This window comes from Streptosporangium longisporum, assembly GCF_039534895.1.
GTDB lineage: Bacteria > Actinomycetota > Actinomycetes > Streptosporangiales > Streptosporangiaceae > Streptosporangium > Streptosporangium longisporum.
In genome coordinates this window covers 560,747-582,010 of sequence record NZ_BAAAWD010000014.1, presented here as the reverse complement: position 1 = coordinate 582,010, position 21,264 = coordinate 560,747, and the positions used below count along the sequence as shown (strand labels likewise).

At 72.7% G+C, this 21,264-nt stretch carries 20 protein-coding genes and 1 pseudogene; 8 read left to right on the top strand and 13 right to left on the bottom strand.

The window, feature by feature from the left end; all coding sequences use genetic code 11:
• Positions 1–107 precede the first annotated feature (107 nt).
• The gene (locus ABD832_RS25930) at positions 108–968 is read left to right on the top strand and encodes an NAD(P)-dependent oxidoreductase (RefSeq protein WP_344899860.1); all 861 of its coding nucleotides are present in this window, start codon (positions 108–110) and stop codon (positions 966–968) included.
• A 150-nt stretch (positions 969–1,118) separates the two neighbouring features.
• Here the strand turns inward: ABD832_RS25930 and ABD832_RS25925 are convergent, their stop codons facing one another.
• From ABD832_RS25925 to ABD832_RS25905, 5 genes are all read right to left on the bottom strand, one after another.
• Positions 1,119–2,366 (bottom strand): serine hydrolase domain-containing protein, encoded by a 1,248-nt coding sequence (locus ABD832_RS25925; RefSeq protein WP_344899858.1) that lies wholly within the window; start codon positions 2,364–2,366, stop codon positions 1,119–1,121.
• Between the two features lie 64 nt (positions 2,367–2,430).
• Positions 2,431–3,915 (bottom strand): sensor histidine kinase, encoded by a 1,485-nt coding sequence (locus ABD832_RS25920; protein WP_344899856.1) that lies wholly within the window; start codon positions 3,913–3,915, stop codon positions 2,431–2,433.
• Positions 3,912–4,610 (bottom strand): response regulator transcription factor, encoded by a 699-nt coding sequence (locus ABD832_RS25915; protein WP_344899854.1) that lies wholly within the window; start codon positions 4,608–4,610, stop codon positions 3,912–3,914. The genes ABD832_RS25920 and ABD832_RS25915 overlap by 4 nt, the downstream gene beginning before the upstream one ends.
• A 356-nt stretch (positions 4,611–4,966) precedes the next feature.
• On the bottom strand, positions 4,967–5,527 hold the full coding sequence (locus ABD832_RS25910) for an anthrone oxygenase family protein (RefSeq protein ID WP_344899852.1): 561 nt from the start codon (positions 5,525–5,527) through the stop codon (positions 4,967–4,969).
• Between the two features lie 126 nt (positions 5,528–5,653).
• Positions 5,654–6,511, bottom strand: a complete 858-nt coding sequence (locus tag ABD832_RS25905) for an NmrA family NAD(P)-binding protein (RefSeq protein ID WP_344899850.1) — start codon at positions 6,509–6,511, stop codon at positions 5,654–5,656.
• An 80-nt stretch (positions 6,512–6,591) separates the two neighbouring features.
• Here ABD832_RS25905 and ABD832_RS25900 point away from each other — a divergent pair, with 80 nt between their 5' ends.
• The gene (locus ABD832_RS25900) at positions 6,592–7,581 is read left to right on the top strand and encodes an AraC family transcriptional regulator (protein ID WP_344899848.1); all 990 of its coding nucleotides are present in this window, start codon (positions 6,592–6,594) and stop codon (positions 7,579–7,581) included.
• A 192-nt stretch (positions 7,582–7,773) separates the two neighbouring features.
• Here ABD832_RS25900 and ABD832_RS25895 read toward each other — a convergent pair whose 3' ends face one another.
• Positions 7,774–8,475 carry a VC0807 family protein gene (locus ABD832_RS25895; RefSeq protein ID WP_344899846.1) on the bottom strand — a complete coding sequence of 234 codons (702 nt, stop codon included), beginning with the start codon at positions 8,473–8,475 and terminating at the stop codon, positions 7,774–7,776.
• Between the two features lie 168 nt (positions 8,476–8,643).
• Between ABD832_RS25895 and ABD832_RS25890 the strand changes: the two genes are divergently transcribed.
• Both ABD832_RS25890 and ABD832_RS25885 read left to right on the top strand, forming a co-directional pair.
• A complete protein-coding gene (locus ABD832_RS25890) occupies positions 8,644–9,255 on the top strand; it encodes a TetR/AcrR family transcriptional regulator (RefSeq protein ID WP_344899844.1) in 612 nt (203 codons plus the stop codon).
• Positions 9,256–9,431: 176 nt separating this feature from the next.
• Entirely contained in the window at positions 9,432–10,097 is a 666-nt protein-coding gene (locus ABD832_RS25885; RefSeq protein WP_344899842.1) for a TetR family transcriptional regulator, read from the top strand.
• Between the two features lie 171 nt (positions 10,098–10,268).
• On the opposite strand, the gene ABD832_RS25880 is transcribed toward ABD832_RS25885, so the two are convergent.
• Positions 10,269–11,204, bottom strand: coding sequence for a hypothetical protein (locus ABD832_RS25880; protein ID WP_344899840.1), 936 nt, complete (start codon positions 11,202–11,204; stop codon positions 10,269–10,271).
• Between the two features lie 218 nt (positions 11,205–11,422).
• Between ABD832_RS25880 and ABD832_RS25875 the strand changes: the two genes are divergently transcribed.
• Entirely contained in the window at positions 11,423–13,336 is a 1,914-nt protein-coding gene (locus ABD832_RS25875; protein ID WP_344899838.1) for a glycoside hydrolase family 15 protein, read from the top strand.
• A 495-nt stretch (positions 13,337–13,831) separates the two neighbouring features.
• Here the strand turns inward: ABD832_RS25875 and ABD832_RS25870 are convergent, their stop codons facing one another.
• The 4 genes from ABD832_RS25870 to ABD832_RS25855 form a co-directional block, all read right to left on the bottom strand.
• Positions 13,832–14,104, bottom strand: coding sequence for a hypothetical protein (locus ABD832_RS25870; RefSeq protein WP_344899836.1), 273 nt, complete (start codon positions 14,102–14,104; stop codon positions 13,832–13,834).
• A 230-nt stretch (positions 14,105–14,334) separates the two neighbouring features.
• A complete protein-coding gene (locus ABD832_RS25865; RefSeq protein WP_344899834.1) occupies positions 14,335–15,000 on the bottom strand; it encodes a phosphatase PAP2 family protein in 666 nt (221 codons plus the stop codon).
• Positions 15,001–15,040: 40 nt separating this feature from the next.
• A complete protein-coding gene (locus ABD832_RS25860) occupies positions 15,041–15,724 on the bottom strand; it encodes a phosphatase PAP2 family protein (RefSeq protein ID WP_344899832.1) in 684 nt (227 codons plus the stop codon).
• Positions 15,725–15,822: 98 nt separating this feature from the next.
• Entirely contained in the window at positions 15,823–16,317 is a 495-nt protein-coding gene (locus ABD832_RS25855) for a hypothetical protein (RefSeq protein WP_344899830.1), read from the bottom strand.
• 86 nt (positions 16,318–16,403) lie between these two features.
• On the opposite strand from ABD832_RS25855, the pseudogene ABD832_RS25850 reads away from it, so the two are divergent.
• Positions 16,404–17,603, top strand: a pseudogene (locus ABD832_RS25850) (serine hydrolase domain-containing protein); the annotation flags it as partial.
• Positions 17,604–17,850: 247 nt separating this feature from the next.
• Here the strand turns inward: ABD832_RS25850 and ABD832_RS25845 are convergent.
• Together ABD832_RS25845 and ABD832_RS25840 are read right to left on the bottom strand one after the other, a co-directional pair.
• The gene (locus ABD832_RS25845; protein ID WP_344899828.1) at positions 17,851–19,116 is read right to left on the bottom strand and encodes an RNA polymerase sigma factor; all 1,266 of its coding nucleotides are present in this window, start codon (positions 19,114–19,116) and stop codon (positions 17,851–17,853) included.
• Positions 19,113–19,436, bottom strand: coding sequence for a YciI family protein (locus ABD832_RS25840; protein ID WP_344899826.1), 324 nt, complete (start codon positions 19,434–19,436; stop codon positions 19,113–19,115). Before ABD832_RS25840 ends, ABD832_RS25845 begins: the two co-directional genes overlap by 4 nt.
• 845 nt (positions 19,437–20,281) lie before the next feature.
• On the opposite strand from ABD832_RS25840, the gene ABD832_RS25835 reads away from it, so the two are divergent.
• Positions 20,282–20,893, top strand: coding sequence for a GAF and ANTAR domain-containing protein (locus ABD832_RS25835; RefSeq protein WP_344899824.1), 612 nt, complete (start codon positions 20,282–20,284; stop codon positions 20,891–20,893).
• The gene (locus tag ABD832_RS25830; RefSeq protein ID WP_344899822.1) at positions 20,890–21,261 is read left to right on the top strand and encodes an STAS domain-containing protein; all 372 of its coding nucleotides are present in this window, start codon (positions 20,890–20,892) and stop codon (positions 21,259–21,261) included. The genes ABD832_RS25835 and ABD832_RS25830 overlap by 4 nt, the downstream gene beginning before the upstream one ends.
• The last annotated feature ends 3 nt before the right edge of the window (positions 21,262–21,264 follow it).

The window sequence follows — 21,264 nt, the reverse complement described above, 5'->3', positions numbered from 1 at the left end:
CACCTTCGCGGGACGGCACGGGGTGGCGGGGATCGTCGCGGGTCACCGCGTGGCGCCGGGGCGCGCCCGGTGGCCGCGGGCACAATGGCGGGAAGGGGGGATGATCTATGCGCGTCGCCGTACTCGGCATGGGCGTGATGGGGCGGGCGATGACCCGGCGGCTGCTGACGCTCGGATTCCCGGTCACGGTGTGGAACCGTACGCCGGGCCGCGCGGGCGAGCTGGTCGACCTCGGCGCCGTGGAGGCGGGCTCGCCCGCCGAGGCCGCGCGGGGGGCCGACGGGGTGCTGCTCTCGCTCACCGACGACCGGGCGACCCGGGAGGTGATGTCCAGGCTCGCCGAGATCGGTTCCGGCGATCCGTCCGGGGGCCCGGTGGTGGCCGACACGAGCACGGTCGCCCCGGACACCGCGCGGGCGCTGCGCGACCTGGCCCCGGGAGGCCGGTTCGTGGCCGCGCCGATCCTGGGCTCGTCGCCCGCCGTCGTCGAGGGACGGGCGATGGTCCTGGTGGGCGGCGAGCGCGGCCACGTCGACGCGCTCGGACCGGTGTGGTCGCAGCTGTTCGCCTCCTTCTCCTACTGCGGCCGCGACCCGGGCGACGCGCTCGTGTTCAAGCTTCTGAACAACTACCTGCTCATGTCCGGGATCGCCGTGCTCGCCGAGGTGGCCGCCGCGGGCCGGGCGGCCGGCGCCGACGACACGCTCCTGCACGACCTGCTGATGCGCTGGCCCACCGTCGCCCCGGCCCTGCACGACCGGCTGGACGACGTCCTCGGCGGTGACCACCGGGGCTGGTTCACGACCAGCCTGGCCGCCAAGGACCTGCGGCTCGCCGCGGGCCTGACCGAGCCGGACGGGCCCGCCCTGCCGATCGCCCGGCTGGTCGAGCGGCGCTACGCCGAGGCGGCCGAGCGCGGCTGGGGCGAGGCCGATATCGGCGCGGTCGTGGAGCTGCTGCGCGCGTGACGGCCGCCGCGCCACGGCCCCCCGGCGATCACGAGCGGGCCTTCCCGGTCACGGGCGGGCCCTCACCGGTCACGGGCGGGTCCCGGCGATCACGAGCGGGTCCCCGGAGGTCGCGAACGGGCGTCGCGGGTCGCGGGCGGGCCTTCCCGGTCACGGGCGGGTTCTCGCCACCTCCGCGGCCACGGCGCGGAACGCCGTCACGGCCTCGCGCTGGTCGTTCTCCGCGTTGGAGGCGACCGACTTGACGATGACCACGTCGTGCTCGGGGGAGACGTAGATGTACTGCCCGCCGAACCCGGCGGCCATGAAGTCGTCCCCGCCGTCGCCGCCCAGCCACCAGTGCAGCCCGTAGCCCGTGTTGAAGGAGGCCGACGGCCTGGTCGACAGGTCCACCCATGAGCTCGGCACGACCTGGCTCCCCTTGGCCGCCCCGTCGTTGAGGTAGAGCAGGCCGAACCGGGCGAAGTCGCGGTCGGTGGCGTGGAAGCAGCAGTAACCCAGGTTGTCGTCGTTGCCGTCGTTGCCGACGCCCAGCGTGGACTCCATGCCCGCGGGCTTCCAGATCCTCTCCTGCACGTACCGGTGGAACGGGACGCCGGAGACCGTGCCGACGAGCTTGGCGAGCACGAAGGAGTTCATGCTCGTGTACTCGAACCTGCTGCCCGGCTCCCAGCCGCGTACCTGCCGCGCCGCGATCCTGGCCACCGGCCTGCCCTGGTTGGCGGCCACCTGCACGCGCGGCACGTCGGTGCGCTCGTCCCACTCGATGCCCGACGACATCCGCAGCAGGTTCCGGATGGACACCCCCTCGTACCCCGAACCGCGCAGTTCGGGCAGGTAGGTGGTCACCGGGTCGTCGATCGAGGAGATGAGGCGCTCGTGCAGCGCGATGCCGACCGCGGCCGAGGTGAAGGACTTCGCCATCGACCAGGACTGGAAGCGGGTGTCCCGGTCCGCCGAGACGTAACGCTCGTACACGATCTTCTGGCGGTCCAGGACGACGAAGCCGTTGGTCCCGGTGCGCTGCAGGAAGTCGGCGAGGGTGTGCTGCCGCCCCTCGTGGGTGTAGGTCACCGAGAGCGTCCGGGGGGCGCTCGTCAGCGTGACCGGGGTGGCCGAGGGGTTCACCAGGTCGAGGGAACCGGGCGCGGCCTTTGCGGCCTTGACCCTTCCGGCCCCGGCCTTTCCGGTCGCGCGCTTCCTGGCCGTGCCCTTCGTGGTCGTGGGCGCTCTCCCGGTCCCGGGGGTGGGGGAGGCGTGGGCCGCGGGCGCGGCGGCGAGGGCGGGGCCGGGGGCCGCCGTCCCCGGAAGGGCGGCGGCGGGGACCGCCCAGGCGGTCACGGCCAGTACGGCGGCCGTGGCGACGGCGGGTCTTCGCAGACGACGACTGATGCTCATGGTCCCTCCACAGGTCCGGGCGGCGAGCCGGCCGCTCTGGTACGGCAGGGATCATGACGTACTTTCATGGCAGATCTCTGGCAGGAGCCGGGAGGGTTCCGGCGGATCGCGCGTCCTCCACGGGCAGGCGCACCTCGACACGCGTTCCCGTGCCCGGGCCGGCGTCGCCCGGCTCGGCGCCGTCCGGCGGGCCCGGTTCCGGGCCGGTCACCGTGACCGTGCCGCCGTGCAGCAGGACCTGCTGCCGGACGAGGGTGAGGCCGAGACCGGCCCCGGGGCTGCCGGCCCGCCGGTGGAAGCGGGTGAAGACGGACTCGCGCTCGGCGGGCGGTATGCCCGGCCCGGTGTCCTGGACGCCGAGCACCGCCTCCCCGCCCGCCGTGCGGAGCGTCACGGTGACCACCGCGTGACCGGTGCCGTCCGCGTCGTGGACCACGCCGTGGATCGCGGCGTTGTCGAGGAGGTTGTCGACGACGACCCGGAGCCCCTCGTCCCATCCCCTCACCGGCAGGTCCCCCGTACCGGAGAGGGTGATCGCGGCGTCCGGGTGGCGGCGCCGCGCCTCCTCGACCGCGGTGGCGGTGATCTCGGCCAGGTCGGTCCCGGTGAAGGCGGCGGGCTCGACCAGTTCCCCCCGCGCCAGGCGGCGGAGCATGGTGACCAGCCGCTGCGTCCGGTCGTGTTCCGCCCGCAGGTCCGCGATGACCTCGGCTCGCTCCGCCGGGTCCAGGCCGGGGTGGTCGAGCAGGCCGAGGTTGGTGCCCATGCTGGTCAGCGGGGTCCGCAGCTCGTGCGAGACGGTGGCGGCGAAGGCGCGGGCGGTCTCCAGCGCCTCGGCGGTACGGGTCACCGCCGCGTCCCGCCGGTCCAGCAGCTCGTTGAGCAGGCGGGCCAGCTCGTCGACCTCGACGACCCCGGAGGCGGTCGCCAGCCGCGTGTCCGAGACGGCGGGCACGTCGAGTTCCCGGGCCTGCCGGCGCAGCACCGTCAGCGGCCGTACCGCGAGCCTGCCGAGCCGGAAACCGGCCATGGCACCCGCCGCCGCGGCGACCAGGGTGACCAGGACCACGCGCTCACGGAGCACCGCGAGGTCCCGGTCGAGGTGCTCCTCGGCCTCGAACACCCACAGCCGGCCCGAGCCCTTCAGGACGCCCAGGCCGGAGGTGGTGAACCGCCAGCTCCGCCCGCCGCCGGAGAAGGTGGCCGGTCCGTCCCGGCCGGTCGCGGGCATCGTGGCCGGTACGTCCCCGATGACGAGCGGCGCGGCACCGGAGACGTCGACGCGCACCCCGCCCGGGTTGCCGGCGCTCAGCGCCGCCGTGGCCAGCCGCCGGGCGATCAGGTCGGGATGCACCTCCGGCACCAGGCGGACCCGCCACATGTACGACGTGGCCATCGGCGCCAGCGCGCGCGTCCGCAGCGCCAGCCCCCTGTCCCGCTCGGTGCTCAGGTCGTGGGAGACCAGGCTCAGCACGAGCATGCCGCCCAGCAGCACCAGCAGCGGGACGAGCACGGCGAGGCAGACCGCGAACCGGGTGGACAGCCTCACCCCCGCACGTCCCGCAGCACGAACCCGACGCCGCGCACCGTGTGCACCATGCGCGGCTCGCCCGCCGCCTCCAGCTTGCGCCGCAGGTAGCCGACGAAGGTGTCCACGGCGTTGCCGGTCACCTCGAAGTCGTATCCCCAGACCCGCTCCAGCAGCACCGGCCTGGACAGCACCAGGCCCGCGTTGCGCGCGAAGACCTCCAGGAGGTCGAACTCGCGCCGGGTCAGCTCGACCTCCCGGCCGTCCACGACGACCCGCCGGGCGGCCGGGTCGACCGTCAGCGGCCCCACCCGGACCGTCTCCCCGGCCGTCTCCCCGGTCGCGCGACCGGCCCGCCGCAGCAGCGCGCGCAGCCGCAGCACCAGCTCGTCCAGGTCGAACGGCTTGACGACGTAGTCGTCAGCACCTGCGGCCAGCCCGGCCACCCGGTCGGCGACCTCGTCCATGGCCGAGAGCATCAGCACCGGCACCTCCGCGCCGCGCGCACGCAACCGGCCGCACGTCTCGATCCCCGACAGACCGGGCATCGAGACGTCGAGGACGATCGCGTCGATCTCGGTCTCGTCCACCAGGTCCAGCGCCTGCCGGCCGGAGTCGGCGGTCTTCACGTCGAAGCCCCCCAGCCGCAGTCCCCGCCGTAGCGCGCGCCGGATCGAGGGATCGTCGTCGACGGCGAGAATGCGGTGTCGGGTCATCGCGAGCCCCCTGCTCGTCAGCGGCCGGCACCTGCGGTCCCGGCCGGCCTCCCGGGACGCGCCGGTCCGTCGTCCCCGCGGGACGCGCGGTGGACCGGCAGACAGGCATCCTGGCAGAAGCCCGGCCGCGGACCCACCCCGGCCGCGAACCCACCCCGGCCGCGAACCCACCCCGGCCGCGAACCCACCCCGGCCGCGAACTCAGCTCGGCCGGGAACCGGTCGACGCCGCACCCCGGGCCGCGCGGTCCCCCTCGGCCGCGCGGTCCCTCGACCGCACTGTCCCTCGCCCGTACGTCTCCCGGCCGTGACGTACCGGATGTCTCGCGCCCCCGTGGCGGAGACATCCGGTACGGCTCATCCGGCCGGTGACCCGATGCGCCCGTGCAGCACCAGGGCCCAGGCCAGGCAGGAGAAGGCGGCGACGCACGCCACCGTGCGCGCGACATTCCAGCGGACCCACGCCCCCTCGAACCGCTCGCGCACCGCCGCGAGGTCCGCGACGCGGTCGGGATCCCCGGCCGCGTCCAGCGCGTTGTTGAGCGGCACGTTGACCGCGAACGTGATGCCGAGCATGACCGCGTACAGCACGAACGCGGCCACGATCCACGGGAACACGGGCCTGCCGTCCCCCCGCAGGTGGAGGACCGCGGCCAGCGCGATCAGCGGCACGGCGCCGGCGAAGCAGACGCCGAACCAGCCGTTGAGGATCGCCACGTTGATCCGCTGCATCGCGGTGACGAAGGTACGGTCGTCGGCCCGGCCCAGGCCGGGCATGACGGAGCAGGCGTAGGCGTAGAACAGGCCCGCCGTGAGCCCCACGGTGACGGTCGCGCCGACCAGCGCGACGCTTCGGAACAGTGTCATCTTCGCGACCTCCACGGTCGTCAGCGGGTACGCGACCTTCGCGGTCGTCACCGGACGTTACGGAAACACGGGAACACGGGAACACGGTGGGGGCGGCGCGTCGTCCGTCCCGTCGGTGCCGGCGGCCGTGCCCCGCCCGGACCGGATCAGGCCGGGCCGGGGCGTGTGGCCGGTGGGTCAGCCGCCCCAGACCCCGGTGGCGGCGGTCTCGCGCGCGTACCGCGTGAAATCCCTGGGCTCCCGGCCGAGGGCCCGCTGGACGCCGTCCCCCAGATGGGCGTTGCGGCCGTCCAGCACGGCGCCGAACAGCGCGGTGAGCTGCGCGGCGTGCTCGGCGGGGACGCCGTACTCGACCATCGCCGCCTCGTACTCCTCCGGGGAGACCGCCACGTAGCGGATCGGCCTGCCGGTCGCCTCGGAGATCTCCGCGGCCGCGTCGGCGAAGGTCAGCAGCCGGGGGCCGGTGAGCTCGTAGAGCTCGCCCACGTGCCGGTCCTGCGTCAGTGCCGCGACCACGACGTCCGCGATGTCGTCGGCGTCGACGAACGGCTCCTTCACGTCGCCCGCGGGGAACGCGATCTCCCCGGCCAGCACCGGGTCCAGCAGGTAGTCCTCGCTGAAGTTCTGGCAGAACCAGGACGCCCGCACGATCGTCCACTCCAGCCCGGAGCCGCGGACCGTCTCCTCGCTCAGCCCGGCCTCCTCCTCGCCCCGGCCGGACAGCAGCACCAGCCGCCGTACGCCGCTGCCGGCCGCCTGCGCGACGAACGAGCGGACCGTCTCGGTGGCGCCGGGGAACGCCAGGTCGGGCTGGTACGTCAGGTACACCGAGCCCACGTCCCGCAGCACCGGCGCCCACGTCGCCGGGTCGTTCCAGTCGAACGGCGGCTCGCCCGAGCGGGAACCGGCCCGCACCGGCACGCCGAGCGCGGTGAGCCGCTCCACCACCCGCCGTCCGGTCTTGCCCGTCCCGCCGAGGACCAGCGTCGCCGGGGTGTCGTTCTTGTCGCTCTCGGTGTGAGTGTTCTCCGTCATGTGTCCAGTGAACCGTCAACGGCTGAGACGGACCATGGTTGAGAAGCGCACTTCCATGTTCCGGCGTCTAGGGTGAGGTGATGGACGCACTCACCGACTTCCTGGACGGGCCGAGGGCCCGGGGAGCGTTCCTGCTCCGCTCGATCCTCAGCCCGCCCTGGTCCCTGCGGATCCAGGACCGGGCGCCGCTGGCGCTGGCGGCCGTCGTGCGGGGCGAGGCGTGGGTCGTCCCCGACGACGGGGACCCGGTACGGCTGGGCCCGGGGGACGTCACCGTCATCCGCGGTCCCGCCCCCTACACGGTCGCCGACGATCCTGCCACGCCCCCGCAGGTGGTGATCCACCCCGGGCAGCACTGCACCACCGTCGACGGGCGGGACCTCTCCGACGCGATGAGCCTGGGCGTGCGCACCTGGGGCAACGACCCGCACGGGCCGGCGGTGATCCTCACCGGTGCCTACCAGATGCGCGGGGAGATCAGCCGGCGCCTGCTGGAGGCGCTGCCCCCGCTGCTGGTCCTGCCCGAGGACGCCTGGGACTGCCCGATCATCCCGCTGCTCACCGACGAGATCGTCAAGGACGAGCCGGGGCAGGAGGCGGTCCTGGACCGGTTGCTCGACCTGCTGCTCATCGCCGTGCTGCGAGCCTGGTTCTCCCGTCCGGAGGGCGGTGCCCCGGCGTGGTACCGCGCCCACGGCGACCCGGTGGTGGGCAAGGCCCTGCGCCTGCTGCACAACAATCCCGCCCATCCCTGGACGGTGGCCGGCCTGGCCGCCGAGACCGGCGTCTCCCGCGCGGCCCTGGCCCGCCGCTTCACCGACCTGGTCGGTGAGCCGCCCATGGCGTTCCTCACCGGCTGGCGGCTGGCCATGGCCGCCGACCTGCTGCGCGAGACCGACGCCACCGTCGGCGCGGTGGCCCGCCAGGTCGGGTACGGCAGCTCGTTCGCGCTCAGCACCGCCTTCAAGCGGGCGCACGGGGTCAGCCCGCAGGAGTACCGCGCCGGGGCGCACGCCGTCGGGACCGGCCACGACGCCGTCGTACCCGCACGACGGGCCCGGACGGGCTGAGCGAGGGGCCGTCCGCTCTCCCGGGCTTCCCCGGACCCGGCGGATCCCCCGGGCAGCGAGTGCCGCGGGGCCCTGCGCACCGCGGGTCCCTGCGCGCCGCGAGGGCCTTGAACGCGGCAGGTTTCCTGAACGCGTCGGGTGCTCGCGGCGTGCTCAGACGGAGTGCTCGGGCGGAATGCTCAGGCGGAGTGCTCAGACGGCGAGGGAGCGCGCGGCCCCGGCCGCCTGCTCGCCGCGCTTGCCGTACCAGGAGCTCCACAGGCCGAGCAGGGCGATCGTCGCGACCAGGATGACCGACGACAGCCCGGCCATGACGTCGGTCGGCAGCAGGTAGACCAGCGGGATCCGCGCGGCCGACTCGACCAGGAGCGCGACGCCCCAGACCAGCGTCATCACCAGGTAGACCCGGCGGAAGGCCGGCTCGGCCGCGTACAGCACGTCCCAGCGCCGTGCCGTCTCCGCGTTCTCGGCGCCGAAGCGTTTGGCCACCGAGAAGGCCGCCGGACGCCCGGCGGCGCAGGTCGCCAGGAAGACCAGGCCCGCCACCGCGGTGGTGACCGACTTGAGGGCGAGGACGAACCTCTCGTCGCCGGTCATCAGGGAGAGCGCGAACCCGACCCCGAACACCAGGCCCATGAAGGCGGCGAAACCGTCGAAGCGGCGGCGCCGGAGGGCGACGTAGGCCACCCGCAGCACGCCCGCGCCCGTCGCGGCCAGCATGGCCGCGTACTCGCTCACGCCCAGCGCGCGGCACCCGTAGTAGGTGGCGATCACGGGGGCGACGTCCCACAGCACCACCGAGACGATGCCTTCGCGGCCCTCGCGGCCCTCGCGGCCCGTGCCGTCCTCGTGGCCCGTGCCGCTCTCGCCGCTCTCGTTGGCCGAGTCCTTCATCGCCACACTCCCGAAACTCTCGTCCGGCCGGTCGCCGGGGCGGTTCGCCTCCTGCCGGACGTCCGGCAGGAGGCGATCCTTCGATGTCTTAACGCAAAATCTCTTGCTTTAGAGGAGCGTAGGGTCTGGGAGACCTTAAAGCAAGAAATTTTGCATTAGGGTGTGGGAATGGCAGTCCAGCAGCCCGCCCGTCGTCCCGGAGGCCGCACGGCCCGCGTCCGTGCCGCCGTCCATCAGGTCGTGCTCGACCTGCTCGCCGAGGAGGGGTGGAGCGATCTCAGCATCGCGCTGGTCGCCGAGCGGTCGGGCGTCCACCAGACGACGATCTACCGGCGCTGGGGCACGGTGCAGGCGTTGATCGACGACGTGATCACCGAACGGCTGACGCGGCTCTCACCGGTCCCCGACACCGGGACGCTCCGCGGGGACCTGGAGGAGTACGCCGTCCGGCTGGCCGAGGACGTGGCCGGGGCCAGGGGCGCCCTGTTCCTGCGCGCCGCCATGCTCGGCACCCACGCCGGAGCCGCCCCGGACGTCCCCCCGGGCGCCACGTCCGGGGCCGAGGGCCCCGCGCACGTCTACATGCTCGACCGGGGCGTCCAGCTGCAGGCGATGCTCGACCGCGCGGCGGGGCGCGGGGAGAGCCCGCCGACCCTGCTGGAGCTGCTCGAGGTGGTGCAGGCGCCGCTCTACTTCCACGCGGCCTTCTTCAACAGGCCGGTCGGCGCGGACCACGCGCGGGCGCTGGTGGACCGGCTCCTCTCGCTGCCACGAGCGTGATCCACAGGCCCGGCGGATCCACAGGCCCGGCGGATCCACAGGGCCTGTGGATCCGCACGGCCGATGATCCGCGTCGCCGGGTCGGCGCGGTCGTGATCCTCTCGCCGCGAGCGCGCACGGACGGGCTCCGGTGCCCCCTGTAGCATCGCCATCACCGAGAGAAGGGGAGCCGGCCGGTGGCGAGGAGAGCAGCCGGGACGGTCGCGCGTACGGTGCTGACCCGGGCGCGCGTGGTGCGTGCCGCGGTCGAGCTGATCGAGCGCGAGGGCGTGGACGGGTTGTCCATGCGGGCGGTCGCGGCCGAGCTGGGCGTCGCCGTCATGTCCCTGTACAACCACGTGCCGAACAAGACGGCCCTGCTGGAGGGCGTGGCCGAGTACGTGGTGGCCGGGATGGACCTGCCCGACGATCCCGGCGAGGACTGGAAGCTCAGGGCGCGGACGCTCATCCGGGCCTTCCGCAAGACCGCCCGCGACAACCCGCGGTCGATGACGGTGGTGCTGACCCACAAGATCGACACATCCATCGGCCTGCGGCCCGCCGAACGGGCCCTGGCGATCGCCGAGAGCGCGGGGTTCGACGGCGAGACGTCCGTCCGGATCATGCGGGCGATGCTGGCGTACGCGCTGGGCGCGCAGATGCGCGAGGTCGGCACCACGAAGATGCTCGACTACCTGCACCGGAACCCGGCCGACACCTTCGCCGGGCTCGACCCCGAGCAGTTCCCCCGGGTCATCGCGCTGGCCCCGGAGCTGGCCAGGCACGATCCGGAGACCGACTTCGAGTTCGGCCTCGACCTTCTCATCGCCGCGCTGGACGCGCTCCCGCGCACCTCGGCCTGAGCGCGCGGGCCGCACCGGCCGCGACACCCGGCCACGGACGCCCGGCCGGGCCGGAACGGCCGAGCCGGAACGAACAGCCGGGCCGGAACAAGTAGCCGGGCAGGAACAGCCGACCGAGCCGGAACGAGCCGTCGAGGTGAAACGGCCGTCGAGGTGAAACGGCCGGTCGGGTCAGAACAGCCAGTCGAGCAGGCCGCCCCTGCCGGAGTCGTCGTTGCCGCCACCGTCCTGCACCGGAGGCGCCGACGTCGGCTCCTCGCTCGGGGTGGGGCTCTCGGAGGGTAGCGACTCGGTCGGCGAGGCCCCGGGCTCGGAGGTGACCTCCGCCCTCGGGGGCGTGGAGTTCCGGGACTCCTCGTCGCGCTCGGGCCGCCGGGTGGGTTCCGGGTCGGCCTCCCGCGACGGGGTGGTCCGGGTGGGGGAGGGGCGGGAGGACGGCTGGTTCCGGGCGGTCCGGCTCGGAGCGGGCGTCGGCTCGGCGGTCGCGGACGGGTCCTCGCCGCGCTCCTCGGTCTCCTCGGGAGTGGGCTTCGCCGTTTTCGGCGGCTGTTCGGCGACGGAGCAGCGCGCACCGGGCGAGCACGCCTCGTCGGACGAGCCGGGCGTGGAGGTGGAGAACGCCAGGCCGCCGACGATGCCCGCGGCCACCATCCCGCCCACGACCGCCAGCAGGATCCTGGATCTGCCCCGGCCGCGGCGCTCCCGCTCGGAGTCGGTCTCCTCGCGCCACCCCGCGCCCAGGAAACCGCGCGCCCGCGTCGTCTCGTCGTCCTCGTACGGCGGCACGACCGTGCCTGCGACGTCCGTGGTCTCGCGGGGGTCGTCGGGATAGACCCTCTCCCTGGACCCGTCGTTCCGGATGATCTCCCTGGATCCGTCCACGTGAACGATCACCTGCGTGCCGTCGCCCCGCGCGTCCTCCTGCAGGCCGAGCTCGCTCCACCCGTCCGGCAACGCATCCAGCATGTCCGGTACGTCGCTCGCAGGGCGGTCGGACCCCGGCACCGCTCCCATGGGGCCGGTCCGCTCGCGAGGATCGTCCTCGTACGGTTCCTGGATGTCGTCGCGGCCCACGATGCCCCTCTCCGATGTGATCTGGTCGGGCATCCTATGGCAGATCCGACAGACAATTGTCCGAAAAACTCACAAACCACTGAGGATAACGTGACTTATGAGGTTTCAGTGACGATGATCCGGAAAGCCTGGGCTAGGCACGACGCACCCGGCGACCGGCGCGCTCCCGGCCCCGGAACAGGCCCCGCGATCCGGCACGACCTCCCGGACCTCGGACGTGCTCTTGGGCGAAGTCGGGGTAGAAAGGGCGCATGACAGCGGATCCACCGGCGGGGGCGCTCCCCGGTTCCTCCCCCTTCCCACCCATCGCCGACTACGCGTTCCTGTCCGACTGCGAGGTCACGGCCCTGGTCGCGCCGAGCGGGAACGTCGAGTGGCTCTGCCTTCCGCGGATGGACTCCCCGAGTGTCTTCGGTGCCCTCATGGACCGGGGAGCGGGTGGTTTCCGGCTCGGTCCCGCCGACCTGAGGGTCCCGGCCGCGCGCCGCTACCTTCCGGGCACCATGATCCTTGAGACCAGCTGGGGCACGCCCACCGGCTGGATCGTCGTGCGGGACCTGCTCCTCATGGGGCCCTGGCACCACGACAGCGAGCTCTCGCGCACGCACCGCAGGGCGCCGACCGACTACGACGCCTCCCACGTGCTGCTCCGCACGGTCCGCTGCGTCAGCGGGGAGGTGCAGATCACCCTGGACTGCGAGCCGATCTTCGACTACGGCCGCCGTCCCGCCGTCTGGTCGTACGGCGAGCGGGGCTACCACCAGGGCGTCGCGACCGCGGACGGGGAGGACCTGGAGCTGCGGCTCACCACCGACATGCGGCTGGGGTTCGAGGGCGGGAGGGCCACGGCGCGCACCCTGCTCAAGGAGGGGGACTCGCGCTTCTGCGCGCTGTCGTGGACCGCGCACGAACCCCCGTACACCTTCAAGGAGGCCTACGACGGGCTGGTGTGGACCGCCCACCACTGGCAGCACTGGCTGGCCAGGGGCGACTTCCCCGACCACCCCTGGCGCAGCTACCTGGAGCGCAGCGCTCTCACCCTCAAGGGGCTGACGTTCGCCCCGACCGGCGCGCTCATCGCGGCGGCGACCACCTCGCTGCCCGAGACCCCGCACGGCGACCGCAACTGGGACTACCGCTACACCTGGATCAGGGACTCCACCTTCGCCCTGTGGGGCCTGTACACGCTGGGCTTCGACTGGGAGGCCGACGACTTCTTCTGGTTCATCGCCGACGTCGCGGAACGGGACCAGGAACTCCAGGTGATGTACGGCATCGACGGCGAGTCCAAGCTGGACGAGCAGATCCTCGACCACCTCTACGGGTACGAGGGAGCCAAGCCCGTCCGGGTCGGCAACGCCGCCTACCTGCACCGCCAGAACGACGTCTGGGGCGCCGTCCTGGACTCCTTCTACATCCACACCCGTTCGCGAGACCGCCTGGACGAGCGGATCTGGCCCATCCTGAAGCGGCAGGTCGAGTCCGCCATCCGCAACTGGCGGGAGGCCGACCGGGGCATCTGGGAGGTACGCGGCGAACCTCAGCACTTCACCTCGTCGAAGGTCATGTGCTGGGTGGCGGTGGACAGGGGTGCGCGGCTCGCCCGCCTGCGGGAGGACCCGGAGCTGGCCGCCCGCTGGCAGGTGGTGGCCGACGAGATCCACGCCGACGTGTGCGAGTACGGCGTCAGCGAGCGCGGGGTGTTCCGCCAGCACTACGACACCGACGCCCTGGACGCGTCGCTGCTGCTCATCCCGCTGGTGCGCTTCCTGCCGCCCGACGACCCGAGGGTCCGCGCCACCGTCCTGGCCATCGCCGACGAGCTGACCCGCGACGAGCTGGTCCTGCGCTACGAGACCAAGGAGACCGACGACGGCCTGACCGGGGAGGAGGGGACCTTCACCATCTGCTCGTTCTGGCTCGTCTCGGCGCTGACCGAGATCGGCGAGCACGTCCGCGCCCGCAGGCTCTGCGAGAGGGTGCTCTCCTTCGCCAGCGCCCTCGGCCTGTACGCCGAGGAGATCGACCCGGTGACCGGGCGTCATCTGGGCAATTTCCCCCAGGCGTTCACCCACCTGGCGCTCATCAACGCGGTCATCCACATCATCCGCGCCGAGAGCGGACACCCCGCCCCGCCCGCGTGGCCGACGTCGGATACGTCATGACGTGTACGGGCGCCCCGAGCACCCGGGGCGCCTGGCTAGGCTTCCGGGTATGAATCGTCGGTTGATCGCCATCGTGGTGCTCGTCGGCCTGCTGGCCACCAGTGGCCTGTCGGTGGTCCTGGCCTGGGGCCTCAGCGGCTGACACCTGGTCCGCGCCTCAGAGCCTGGTCCGCGCCTCGGCACCTGATCCGGGCCTCGACGTCCGGGTCCGGACCTCGGCATCCGGTTCGAGGCTTGGCATTTGCTCTGTGCCTCGGCATCCGGTTCGAGGCCTTGATTGGCCGATGCCTGACTCGGCCTCACGGCGCCGCGGGCCCGCCGGGCGGACCTGACCTCCGCCGGGCGAACGCGGGGCCTGCCGGACGGCGCGGGTCCGGCGGGCGGCGCCCTACGGCCCGGCGAGCGCGGAGACCGTGTCTCGGTCCGCCGCCGGGTCCTGGGGAGGCCGGGCCGTCGGATGCCCCCGACGCCACGGGCCCTCCCCGAGAGAATCGCCTAGGCGATCACCATCGAGTTCTGCCCCGCGGGCTGCGCGTGCTGCTGCTGCTGGGCGACGGGCCGGTGCTGCTGCTGCCGGTGGGCCGCCTGGTCGGCGGGCTGGGGCTGCTGCTGGCGGTGGGCCTGCTCGGCGGGCGCCTGGGTCTCGGCCGGGCAGGTGCAGTAGCCGTTGGAGACGATCAGACGCCCCCGCTGCGCGGTGTAGGTGCGCGAGTCGGTGGCGAGAAGAACACCCGTGCATTTCTGGCAGACGACGGACTGGCGGTCCATGGGCCGGCTTCCTTCCTTGGGGTAGCCGTCGAACGTCTCTACGGTCCGGCCGGCTGGCTGCTCGTGCCCCGAAGGGGAGAGTTGAATCTCCCTATCGGGGTTTCTATCTTACTTCGTAGCACAGAGCGATCATTGAGCCACACGAAGTCACAGATGTAGGACTTGGTGTCGCTGCTTCACAACGGTCTCATGCGCAACGCCCCGGCGGGTGGGGAACCCCCCGTCCCGCGTCAGGTTCGCAGCAGGCTCCTCTTCCGCTCGGAGACGACCGGCTTGAGGAGCAGGGCGTTGGCGGCCACCGCGATGCAGACCAGGCCGAGCAGGAAGCCCCAGCTCACGTCGCTGAGGTGGTGCATGCCGCGGTACATGCGCGAGTAGGCGATGCCCACCGGGATCCCCAGGCCGACCAGTACCCACACCACGTTCAAAATCTTGAACCGGTGGGTGTGCAGGATCAGCACCAGGGCGATGCCGGCGTAGAAGGCGACCGCGGCGCTGGTGTGCCCGGAGGGAAAGCTGGAGGTGGGCGGCGCCGGGTCCAGATGCTGGACGGCGGGACGCTTGCGCTGGGCGAAGACGGTCGCCAGCAGGAAGATCGCCGACTGGGAGAAGACCGCCAGCGCGAGGAAGATCGACTCGTTCCAGCGCTTGAAGACCAGCCGGAAGACGACGACCAGGACCGCCGTGCCCGCGATGATCACCGGTGTGTCGGACAATCCCGACAGGGTGTCGGTGATCGAACTCCAGTACTCGGTGCGGTCACCGGCCAGCCGCTCGTTGACTCCCCGGTCGTTGGCGATGAGCGTCGTCGTCTGCAGGACCTTGGTGATGAGGAGGCCGACGGCGATCGTCAGGACGGCCATGGCGACCAGCGGCATCAGGATCAGGCGTGTCACGCCTTTGAAGTCCACCGACATTTTCGACATGGCGCGCCAGCTACCCCGAACCGTCCTCTCGGAACGCGTCGGGCTCGACACCTTCCATGTGCGGTTCGACGGGCCTGCGTCCCTCGCCCCGGCGCCAGGCCTCGAACCCGGCCGCCGTCCCCACCACGACCACCACGCCCAGCGCGACCCCGGCGATGACGTCGCTGGTCCAGTGCACGCCGAGCGCCACCCGGGTGTAGGCGACGAACACCATCACCGCCACCGCGGCGCCCCACAGGGCGAGCCGGGCGGCCAGGGTCCGCAGGAACGGCAGCGCGATGAGCACCAGGATGCAGGCGCCCAGTGCCGCGCCCATGGCGTGACCGGACGGGAACGAGGCACCCGGCGCCCAGGCCACCGGCTGGGGCAGGTCGGGACGGGCGCGGTCGACGATCCCCTTGATCGCCAGGTTCAGCAGGCCGCCGAAGGTGATCGTGGCGACCGCCCAGGCCGCCAGCCGGGGTGCCCCCCGGTACCAGAGCCAGCCCGCGGTCAGCACCACCAGCACGCGCCAGGTCCAGGGCCCGAACACCTCGGTCCCGATGGCGAGGAAGGTCGTGTATCCCGGATTCTCCAGGGCATGGGCGTGCAACGCCAGCGCCACGCCCTCATCGAGGTCCTTGAGCGGCGAGGACGAGGTCTGCACGAGCACGAGCAGGACCACGAACGGCACCGCGAGGATCGCCACGGACACCAGGGCCAGTGTCAGCCGTACACCCAGTCGCAGGTCAGCGGAGTGATCGTCTGCCCGGCGGGACGATGAGGGTCCACCTTCGATGAATCTGACCATCGTCAAGGGCTACCCGCTCCCCGGTGAATATTCACCCTGCGGGAGGTACCGGGCGGCTTCCGGCGCCGGGAACCGCGCCGGATCGCCTGATCGGACGCCTCGTGGTGGCGCCACTCGGCCTCGGCGAGCGCCGGGTGACCCGCGTACGCGTCGAGCACGGCCTCCAGGAGCGACGACGGCGCCGCGGTGTCGTCCAGGACCCGTCCGTCCCCGCCGGGACCGACCTTCGCGAGCCCTGTGAGCCCGGTGAGCCCGGTGAGCCCGGTGAGCCCAGCGCATTCGGCGAACTCGGCGAGCACGTCGAGCCGCGCGGCCCGGGCCGTCCACCACCGGCGGCTCAGCTCTGCCAGCAGGCCGCCCGTCCCGCCGAACTCCCGCTCGATCTCCTCGTCCCACCGGGCGGGGAGGGTGACGTCACCGGTACGGGCGAGGTCGCGCAGGACCAGGCGCGCCAGCTCCCGCCGCCGGACCAGGACTGAACGTGACAGAGTGCTCATACCGCTCACCCTGTCGGTCCCGGTTTGCCGAACGCTCAACGATGTGTTGACGGGGAGATCGGGCGGGCGGCGCCACGACGCTCCCGATGACGGGCGACCGGGAACGCGTCGATCACCTGGACCGTGCGGCCGGTGGCGTGCGGTGGGTGAAGCCCGCCTTACCGCCGGGTGAGCCCGCCTTACCGCGTGCCTACGGCAGTCGCGCCGCGGAGCAAGCCGGTCCCCCGAGCGGACGACGCAGGCTGGGCGCCATGACCATTCGTCGATTCGGTACGTTCGCCTCGCGGCTGGGAGCCGCGACCCTGGCCGCCGCGCTGCTCGCGGCGAGCCCCGAGGCCGCCGTCGCGGACGGCGACCTCGACCGGCAGCGGCTGCGCCGGACGCTGGACGCCGTGCACGAGGCCGGCATGTACGGCATCTACTCCAACGTCGTGGACGGCCGGCGGAGCTGGAAGGGCGCCGCAGGCGTCGCCGACATCGAGACCCGCCGCCCGATGCGTCCCCAGATGGCGCACCGGACCGGGAGCGTCACCAAGTCGTTCGTCGCGGTGGCCGTGTTGCAGCAGGTCGGCAGGGGCACGATCGAGCTCGACGCCCCCGTCGGCCGCTATCTGCCGGATCTGATCCCGGGTGAGCGCGGGCAGCGGATCACCGTGCGCATGCTGCTCGACCACACCAGCCACATCGCCAACCACACCGGGGTGATCTTCCCGACGGTCGAGAGCCTGGACGCCAACCGCTTCCGTACCTTCGCGCCGGAGGAGCTGGCGCGGGCGGGGCTCGGCGCCCCCGCGACCGGGCAGCCGGGCGTGACGCCCGGGATGTACTCGAACACGAACTTCGTCATCGCCGGCCTGCTGCTGGAGAAGGTGACGGGCACCAGTGCCGAGCGGTACATCACCGACCACGTCTTCCGGAAGGCCGGGCTGCGGCACACGTTCTTCCCGCGCACGCCCTACCTGCCCGGGCCGAGCTCCAAGGCGTACGAGGCGCTCTTCGGGTTCTTCGACCCGCCCAGGGACTACAGCGTCTACGACATGTCCTGGGGCTGGACCTCGGCCGCGGTCGTCTCGACGATGGAGGACCTCGGCCGCTTCTTCCGGCTGCTGCTGCGCGGCGAACTGCTCGACGCGGCCCTGCTCGCCGAGATGCGGAAGACCGTGCCCATCCGGTCGTTCTCGGGCGCCGTGTTCGACTACGGTCTCGGGATCTTCCCCCTGGACCTGCCGTGCGGCAGGTTCTGGGGACACGACGGGAGTATCCCCGGCATGCAGACCTTCGCGTTCTCCGATGCCGGCGGCGGCCGTCAGTTCGCCTTCGGCATCAACCTGAGGAATTACCAGCGGCTCGACGAGAACGGCGTTCCGGTCACGCACGCCATCGACTTCGCGATCGGGGACCACCTGCTGGAGGCGGCGTGCGGGCCCGGCGCGGGGGCGGCGGCCAAGACGGCGCGGCCGCTCTTCCCGATCGGCGTGGACGGGGGGCACGGCCGTACCGTGACGGCCCGGCGACCGGTTCGTCCGTGGCCGGTCATCGGCCGCCGCCGGACGGGGGCCGCCCCAGCTGGTCGCGGCGGCGCGTCAGGTAGGCGATCTCGGCGGTGTTGCCCGCCAGCTCGACGGCCCTGTCGTAGGCCGCGCGCGACCGCAGGCCGTGGCCCAGCCGGCGCAGCAGGTCGGCGCGCGTCACGTGGTAGGCGTGGTAGCCCGCCAGCCTGTCCCCGAGACGGTCGACGGCCGCCAGCGCCACCTGCGGGCCGTCGAGCTCGGCGACCGCGATGGCCCGGTTGAGCGCCACGATCGGCGAGGGGTCCAGGCGGACGAGCCGGTCGTAGAGGGCGACGATCTGCGACCAGTCGGTGTCGCGTACGTCACGGGCGGAGGTGTGCACGGCGTTGATCGCCGCGAGGATCTGGTACCGGCCCGGGACCGCCCCGGTGGCGGCGGCGGCCAGGCGCTCGCGTACCAGCCGGTGGCCCTCGGTGATCAGCGCCGCGTCCCAGGCCCCGCGGTCCTGCTCGGAGAGGGCGACCAGCTCGCCGCCGCCCGAGACCCGGGCCTCCCGGCGGGCCTCGGTGAGCAGCATCAGCGCCAGCAGCCCGGCCACCTCACCGTCGGCCGGCATGAGGGCACGGATCATGCGGGTGAGCCGGATCGCCTCGGTGGTCAGGTCGTGGCGCACCGGGTCGGTGCCGGGGCCGGTCGCCAGGTAGCCCTCGTTGAAGACCAGGTAGAGGACGGCCAGCACCCCGGACACGCGCGCGGGGAGGTCCTGCCCGGACGGCACCCGATAGGGGATGCGGGCCACCTTGATCTTGGTCTTGGCGCGGGTGATCCGCCGGCCCATGGCACTCTCCTGCACCAGGAAGGCGCGGGCGATCTCGGCCACGGTCAGACCGGCGACCATGCGCAGCGTCAGCGCCACCCGGGCCTCCGTCGCCAGCGCCGGGTGACAGCAGGTGAAGATCAGCCGGAGCCGCTCGTCGTCGATGACGCCGAGCGGCTCGGGCGGGGCGTCGTCGTACAGCATCCGGGCCTCCTCGTGCTTGCCGCCGCGCCTGCTCTCGCGCCGGACCCGGTCGATGGCCTTGCGGTTGGCGGTCATGGTCAGCCAGGCGCCGGGGTTGGGAGGAACGCCGTCGGCCGGCCACCGCTCGACGGCGGCCGAGAACGCCTCGGCCGCCGCCTCCTCGGCGATGTCGAGGTCACCGAAACGTCTGGTCAGGGCGGCGACCACCCGGGCCCACTCCTCGCGGTGGGCCCGGGTGATCGCGTCCCGGACGTCGGTCCCGCTCACAGGAACGGCCGCACCTCGATCTTCCGGTTGCAGGCCCTCGACCCCTCGGACGCCAGCCTGAGCGCCACGTCGAGGTCGGGGGCCTCGATGATCCAGAAGCCGACGAGGAACTCCTTCGACTCCACGAAGGGCCCGTCGCTGAACAACGCCTCCTCGCCGCGGTTGTCGATCACCGTGGCCGTGTCGGGCCCGCCGAGGCCACCGGCGAAGACCCAGTGGCCCTCGGCCCGGAGCCGGTCGTTGAACACGTCGATCGCGGCGTCCTCCTCCGGGGTGGCGAGGTCGGTCGAGTCGTTGATCACGGAAATCAGGTACTGCATCTCGCATCGTCTCCTGTACGTCGGGAACGCCCCCGGCGGGCGACCGCTCACCCGTACTACGAGCACCCCCGCCCCGATCGGACACCGCCGCCCGGACCTCTTCCCCGCTTTCCCCGCTTTCCCGATTCCCGGATCTCCCGATCTCCCGATCCTTCCGGTACGCGGGACGGTACGCCGGACGGCGGGCGGCCCGTCCCGGCGAGGCCGTCACCCGGCACCCGCGCGGGGTCCTTCGCCGACGGCGGTCACCCAAGGTGGGGAACGGCTTGGCCGGAATCATCGGGCAGCACTAGGCTCTGGTCGCAGATCATTCCGCCCTGCGTCCGCGGAGCTCCCTCGGCATGCAGGAAGCCCGCCCATGACTCAGGTCTCCGACCTCTTCGAGCCCGCCCGGCGCGCGTCGAGCGCCCTCGCGGGCCTTCGCGCCACGCCCTCGGCGACGTGCCGTGCCCTCGGTGTCGGTGTCGGTGTTCCGGATGTCCCCGGCGTCTCCGGGGGCTCCGGCGTCCTCGGTGTCCTCGGCGTCCTCGGTGTCTCCGGTGTGCCGAGGGGCGGGGGAGCGGCCGATCGGCGCTCCGGATATCCCTGATCGGATCGGCCGTGAGCGGCCTGTGGCGCCGGCGCGGATCGGCGGGCGACCCGACGGGCCCGACAGGGACCTTCCGGTCGCGATCCATGAAAGTCCCATTTTCGGGAAGTCGTAGTGTGCATGTCAAGTAACCGGCTCGACGCTGAAAGGCGCCCCGCAGATGACTCATATTGATCCGGAAGCGCTGGTCGCGAGCTTGAGGAGCCTTCAGGCGACCGCACCCGCCACAGGCATAGTCCATCAGCTGGAGCGGGCCGTGGACGTGGTGAACTCGCTGTTCGGATACGCGGGTGCCGGGCTGATGTTCGCCGAGGAGGGCAGGGCCCTGCGCTACCTGGTGGCCACCGACGACCGTGGCCGCAGTCTTGAGGGCGCGCAACTGCATCTCGGGCAGGGGCCCTGTGTTTCGGCGTACCAGGAGAACTGCGCGGTGACCTCCAGTGACGTGCACGTCGATCCGCGCTGGCCGAAGCTGGCCGACCGGCTGCACCCGGAGGTGCGGGCGGTGGCCGGGGTGCCGGTGCGGCTGGGCGGTGAGCCGGTGGGCACGCTGAACGTCTACCAGTCCACCTTCTACGAGTGGGACGAGTCGGACGTCCAGGCCCTCTACGGCTACGCCGACGTGATCGAGCAGCTGCTCACCGCCACGATGGCCGCGGAGGAGAAGAGCGCCCTGGCCGACCAGCTGCAGTACGCCCTCGACTACCGCGTGATCATCGAGCGGGCGATCGGTTACCTGATGGGAAAGCACGACCTGACCGCCACCCAGGCGTTCACCGGCCTGCGCAAGCAGGCCCGTGACAGCCGGCGCCGCGTCGCCGACCTCGCGGCCGAGGTGCTCGGAGAGGGAGCGGGCGAACTGCGGTGATCCTGCTCACGTCGCCCGACGTCCCCGGAGGCAGGGTGGAGATCACCGTCTACGGGGATCTCGACCGGGCCGCGGGCGCGGAGCTGCGGCGGATGCTCACCGGACCCGGCGGGTCCGGTGAGCCCGGCGGGATCGGCGCGGCGACCGTCGAGCTCGACCTGGCGCACGTGTCCTTCCTCGACTGCGCGGGCGCCAGGGCCCTGCTCGGCGCCGACGAGCACCTGCGCGGCCTGGGCCGGGAGCTGGTCGTCCTGCGCCCGTCGAGGCCGGTGCTGAGGCTGCTCGGACTGCTCGGCTTCGCGTCCCACCTGGTGATCAGGTACCCGGGAGAGGTGGCCGGCGCGACCTGCACCTCGCCGGGGCACTAACCT

What these genes read in the sequence shown, in the direction of transcription:
- ABD832_RS25930 (WP_344899860.1), top strand. Translation starts at nt 108, where the DNA reads ATGCGCGTCGCCGTACTCGGCATGGGCGTGATGGGGCGGGCGATGACC.
- ABD832_RS25875 (WP_344899838.1), top strand. Translation starts at nt 11,423, where the DNA reads ATGACAGCGGATCCACCGGCGGGGGCGCTCCCCGGTTCCTCCCCCTTC.
- ABD832_RS25895 (WP_344899846.1), bottom strand. Translation starts at nt 8,475, where the DNA reads ATGAAGGACTCGGCCAACGAGAGCGGCGAGAGCGGCACGGGCCACGAG.
- ABD832_RS25915 (WP_344899854.1), bottom strand. Translation starts at nt 4,610, where the DNA reads ATGACCCGACACCGCATTCTCGCCGTCGACGACGATCCCTCGATCCGG.
- ABD832_RS25870 (WP_344899836.1), bottom strand. Translation starts at nt 14,104, where the DNA reads ATGGACCGCCAGTCCGTCGTCTGCCAGAAATGCACGGGTGTTCTTCTC.
- ABD832_RS25855 (WP_344899830.1), bottom strand. Translation starts at nt 16,317, where the DNA reads ATGAGCACTCTGTCACGTTCAGTCCTGGTCCGGCGGCGGGAGCTGGCG.
- ABD832_RS25840 (WP_344899826.1), bottom strand. Translation starts at nt 19,436, where the DNA reads ATGCAGTACCTGATTTCCGTGATCAACGACTCGACCGACCTCGCCACC.
- ABD832_RS25900 (WP_344899848.1), top strand. Translation starts at nt 6,592, where the DNA reads ATGGACGCACTCACCGACTTCCTGGACGGGCCGAGGGCCCGGGGAGCG.
- ABD832_RS25890 (WP_344899844.1), top strand. Translation starts at nt 8,644, where the DNA reads ATGGCAGTCCAGCAGCCCGCCCGTCGTCCCGGAGGCCGCACGGCCCGC.
- ABD832_RS25905 (WP_344899850.1), bottom strand. Translation starts at nt 6,511, where the DNA reads ATGACGGAGAACACTCACACCGAGAGCGACAAGAACGACACCCCGGCG.
- ABD832_RS25880 (WP_344899840.1), bottom strand. Translation starts at nt 11,204, where the DNA reads ATGCCCGACCAGATCACATCGGAGAGGGGCATCGTGGGCCGCGACGAC.
- ABD832_RS25925 (WP_344899858.1), bottom strand. Translation starts at nt 2,366, where the DNA reads ATGAGCATCAGTCGTCGTCTGCGAAGACCCGCCGTCGCCACGGCCGCC.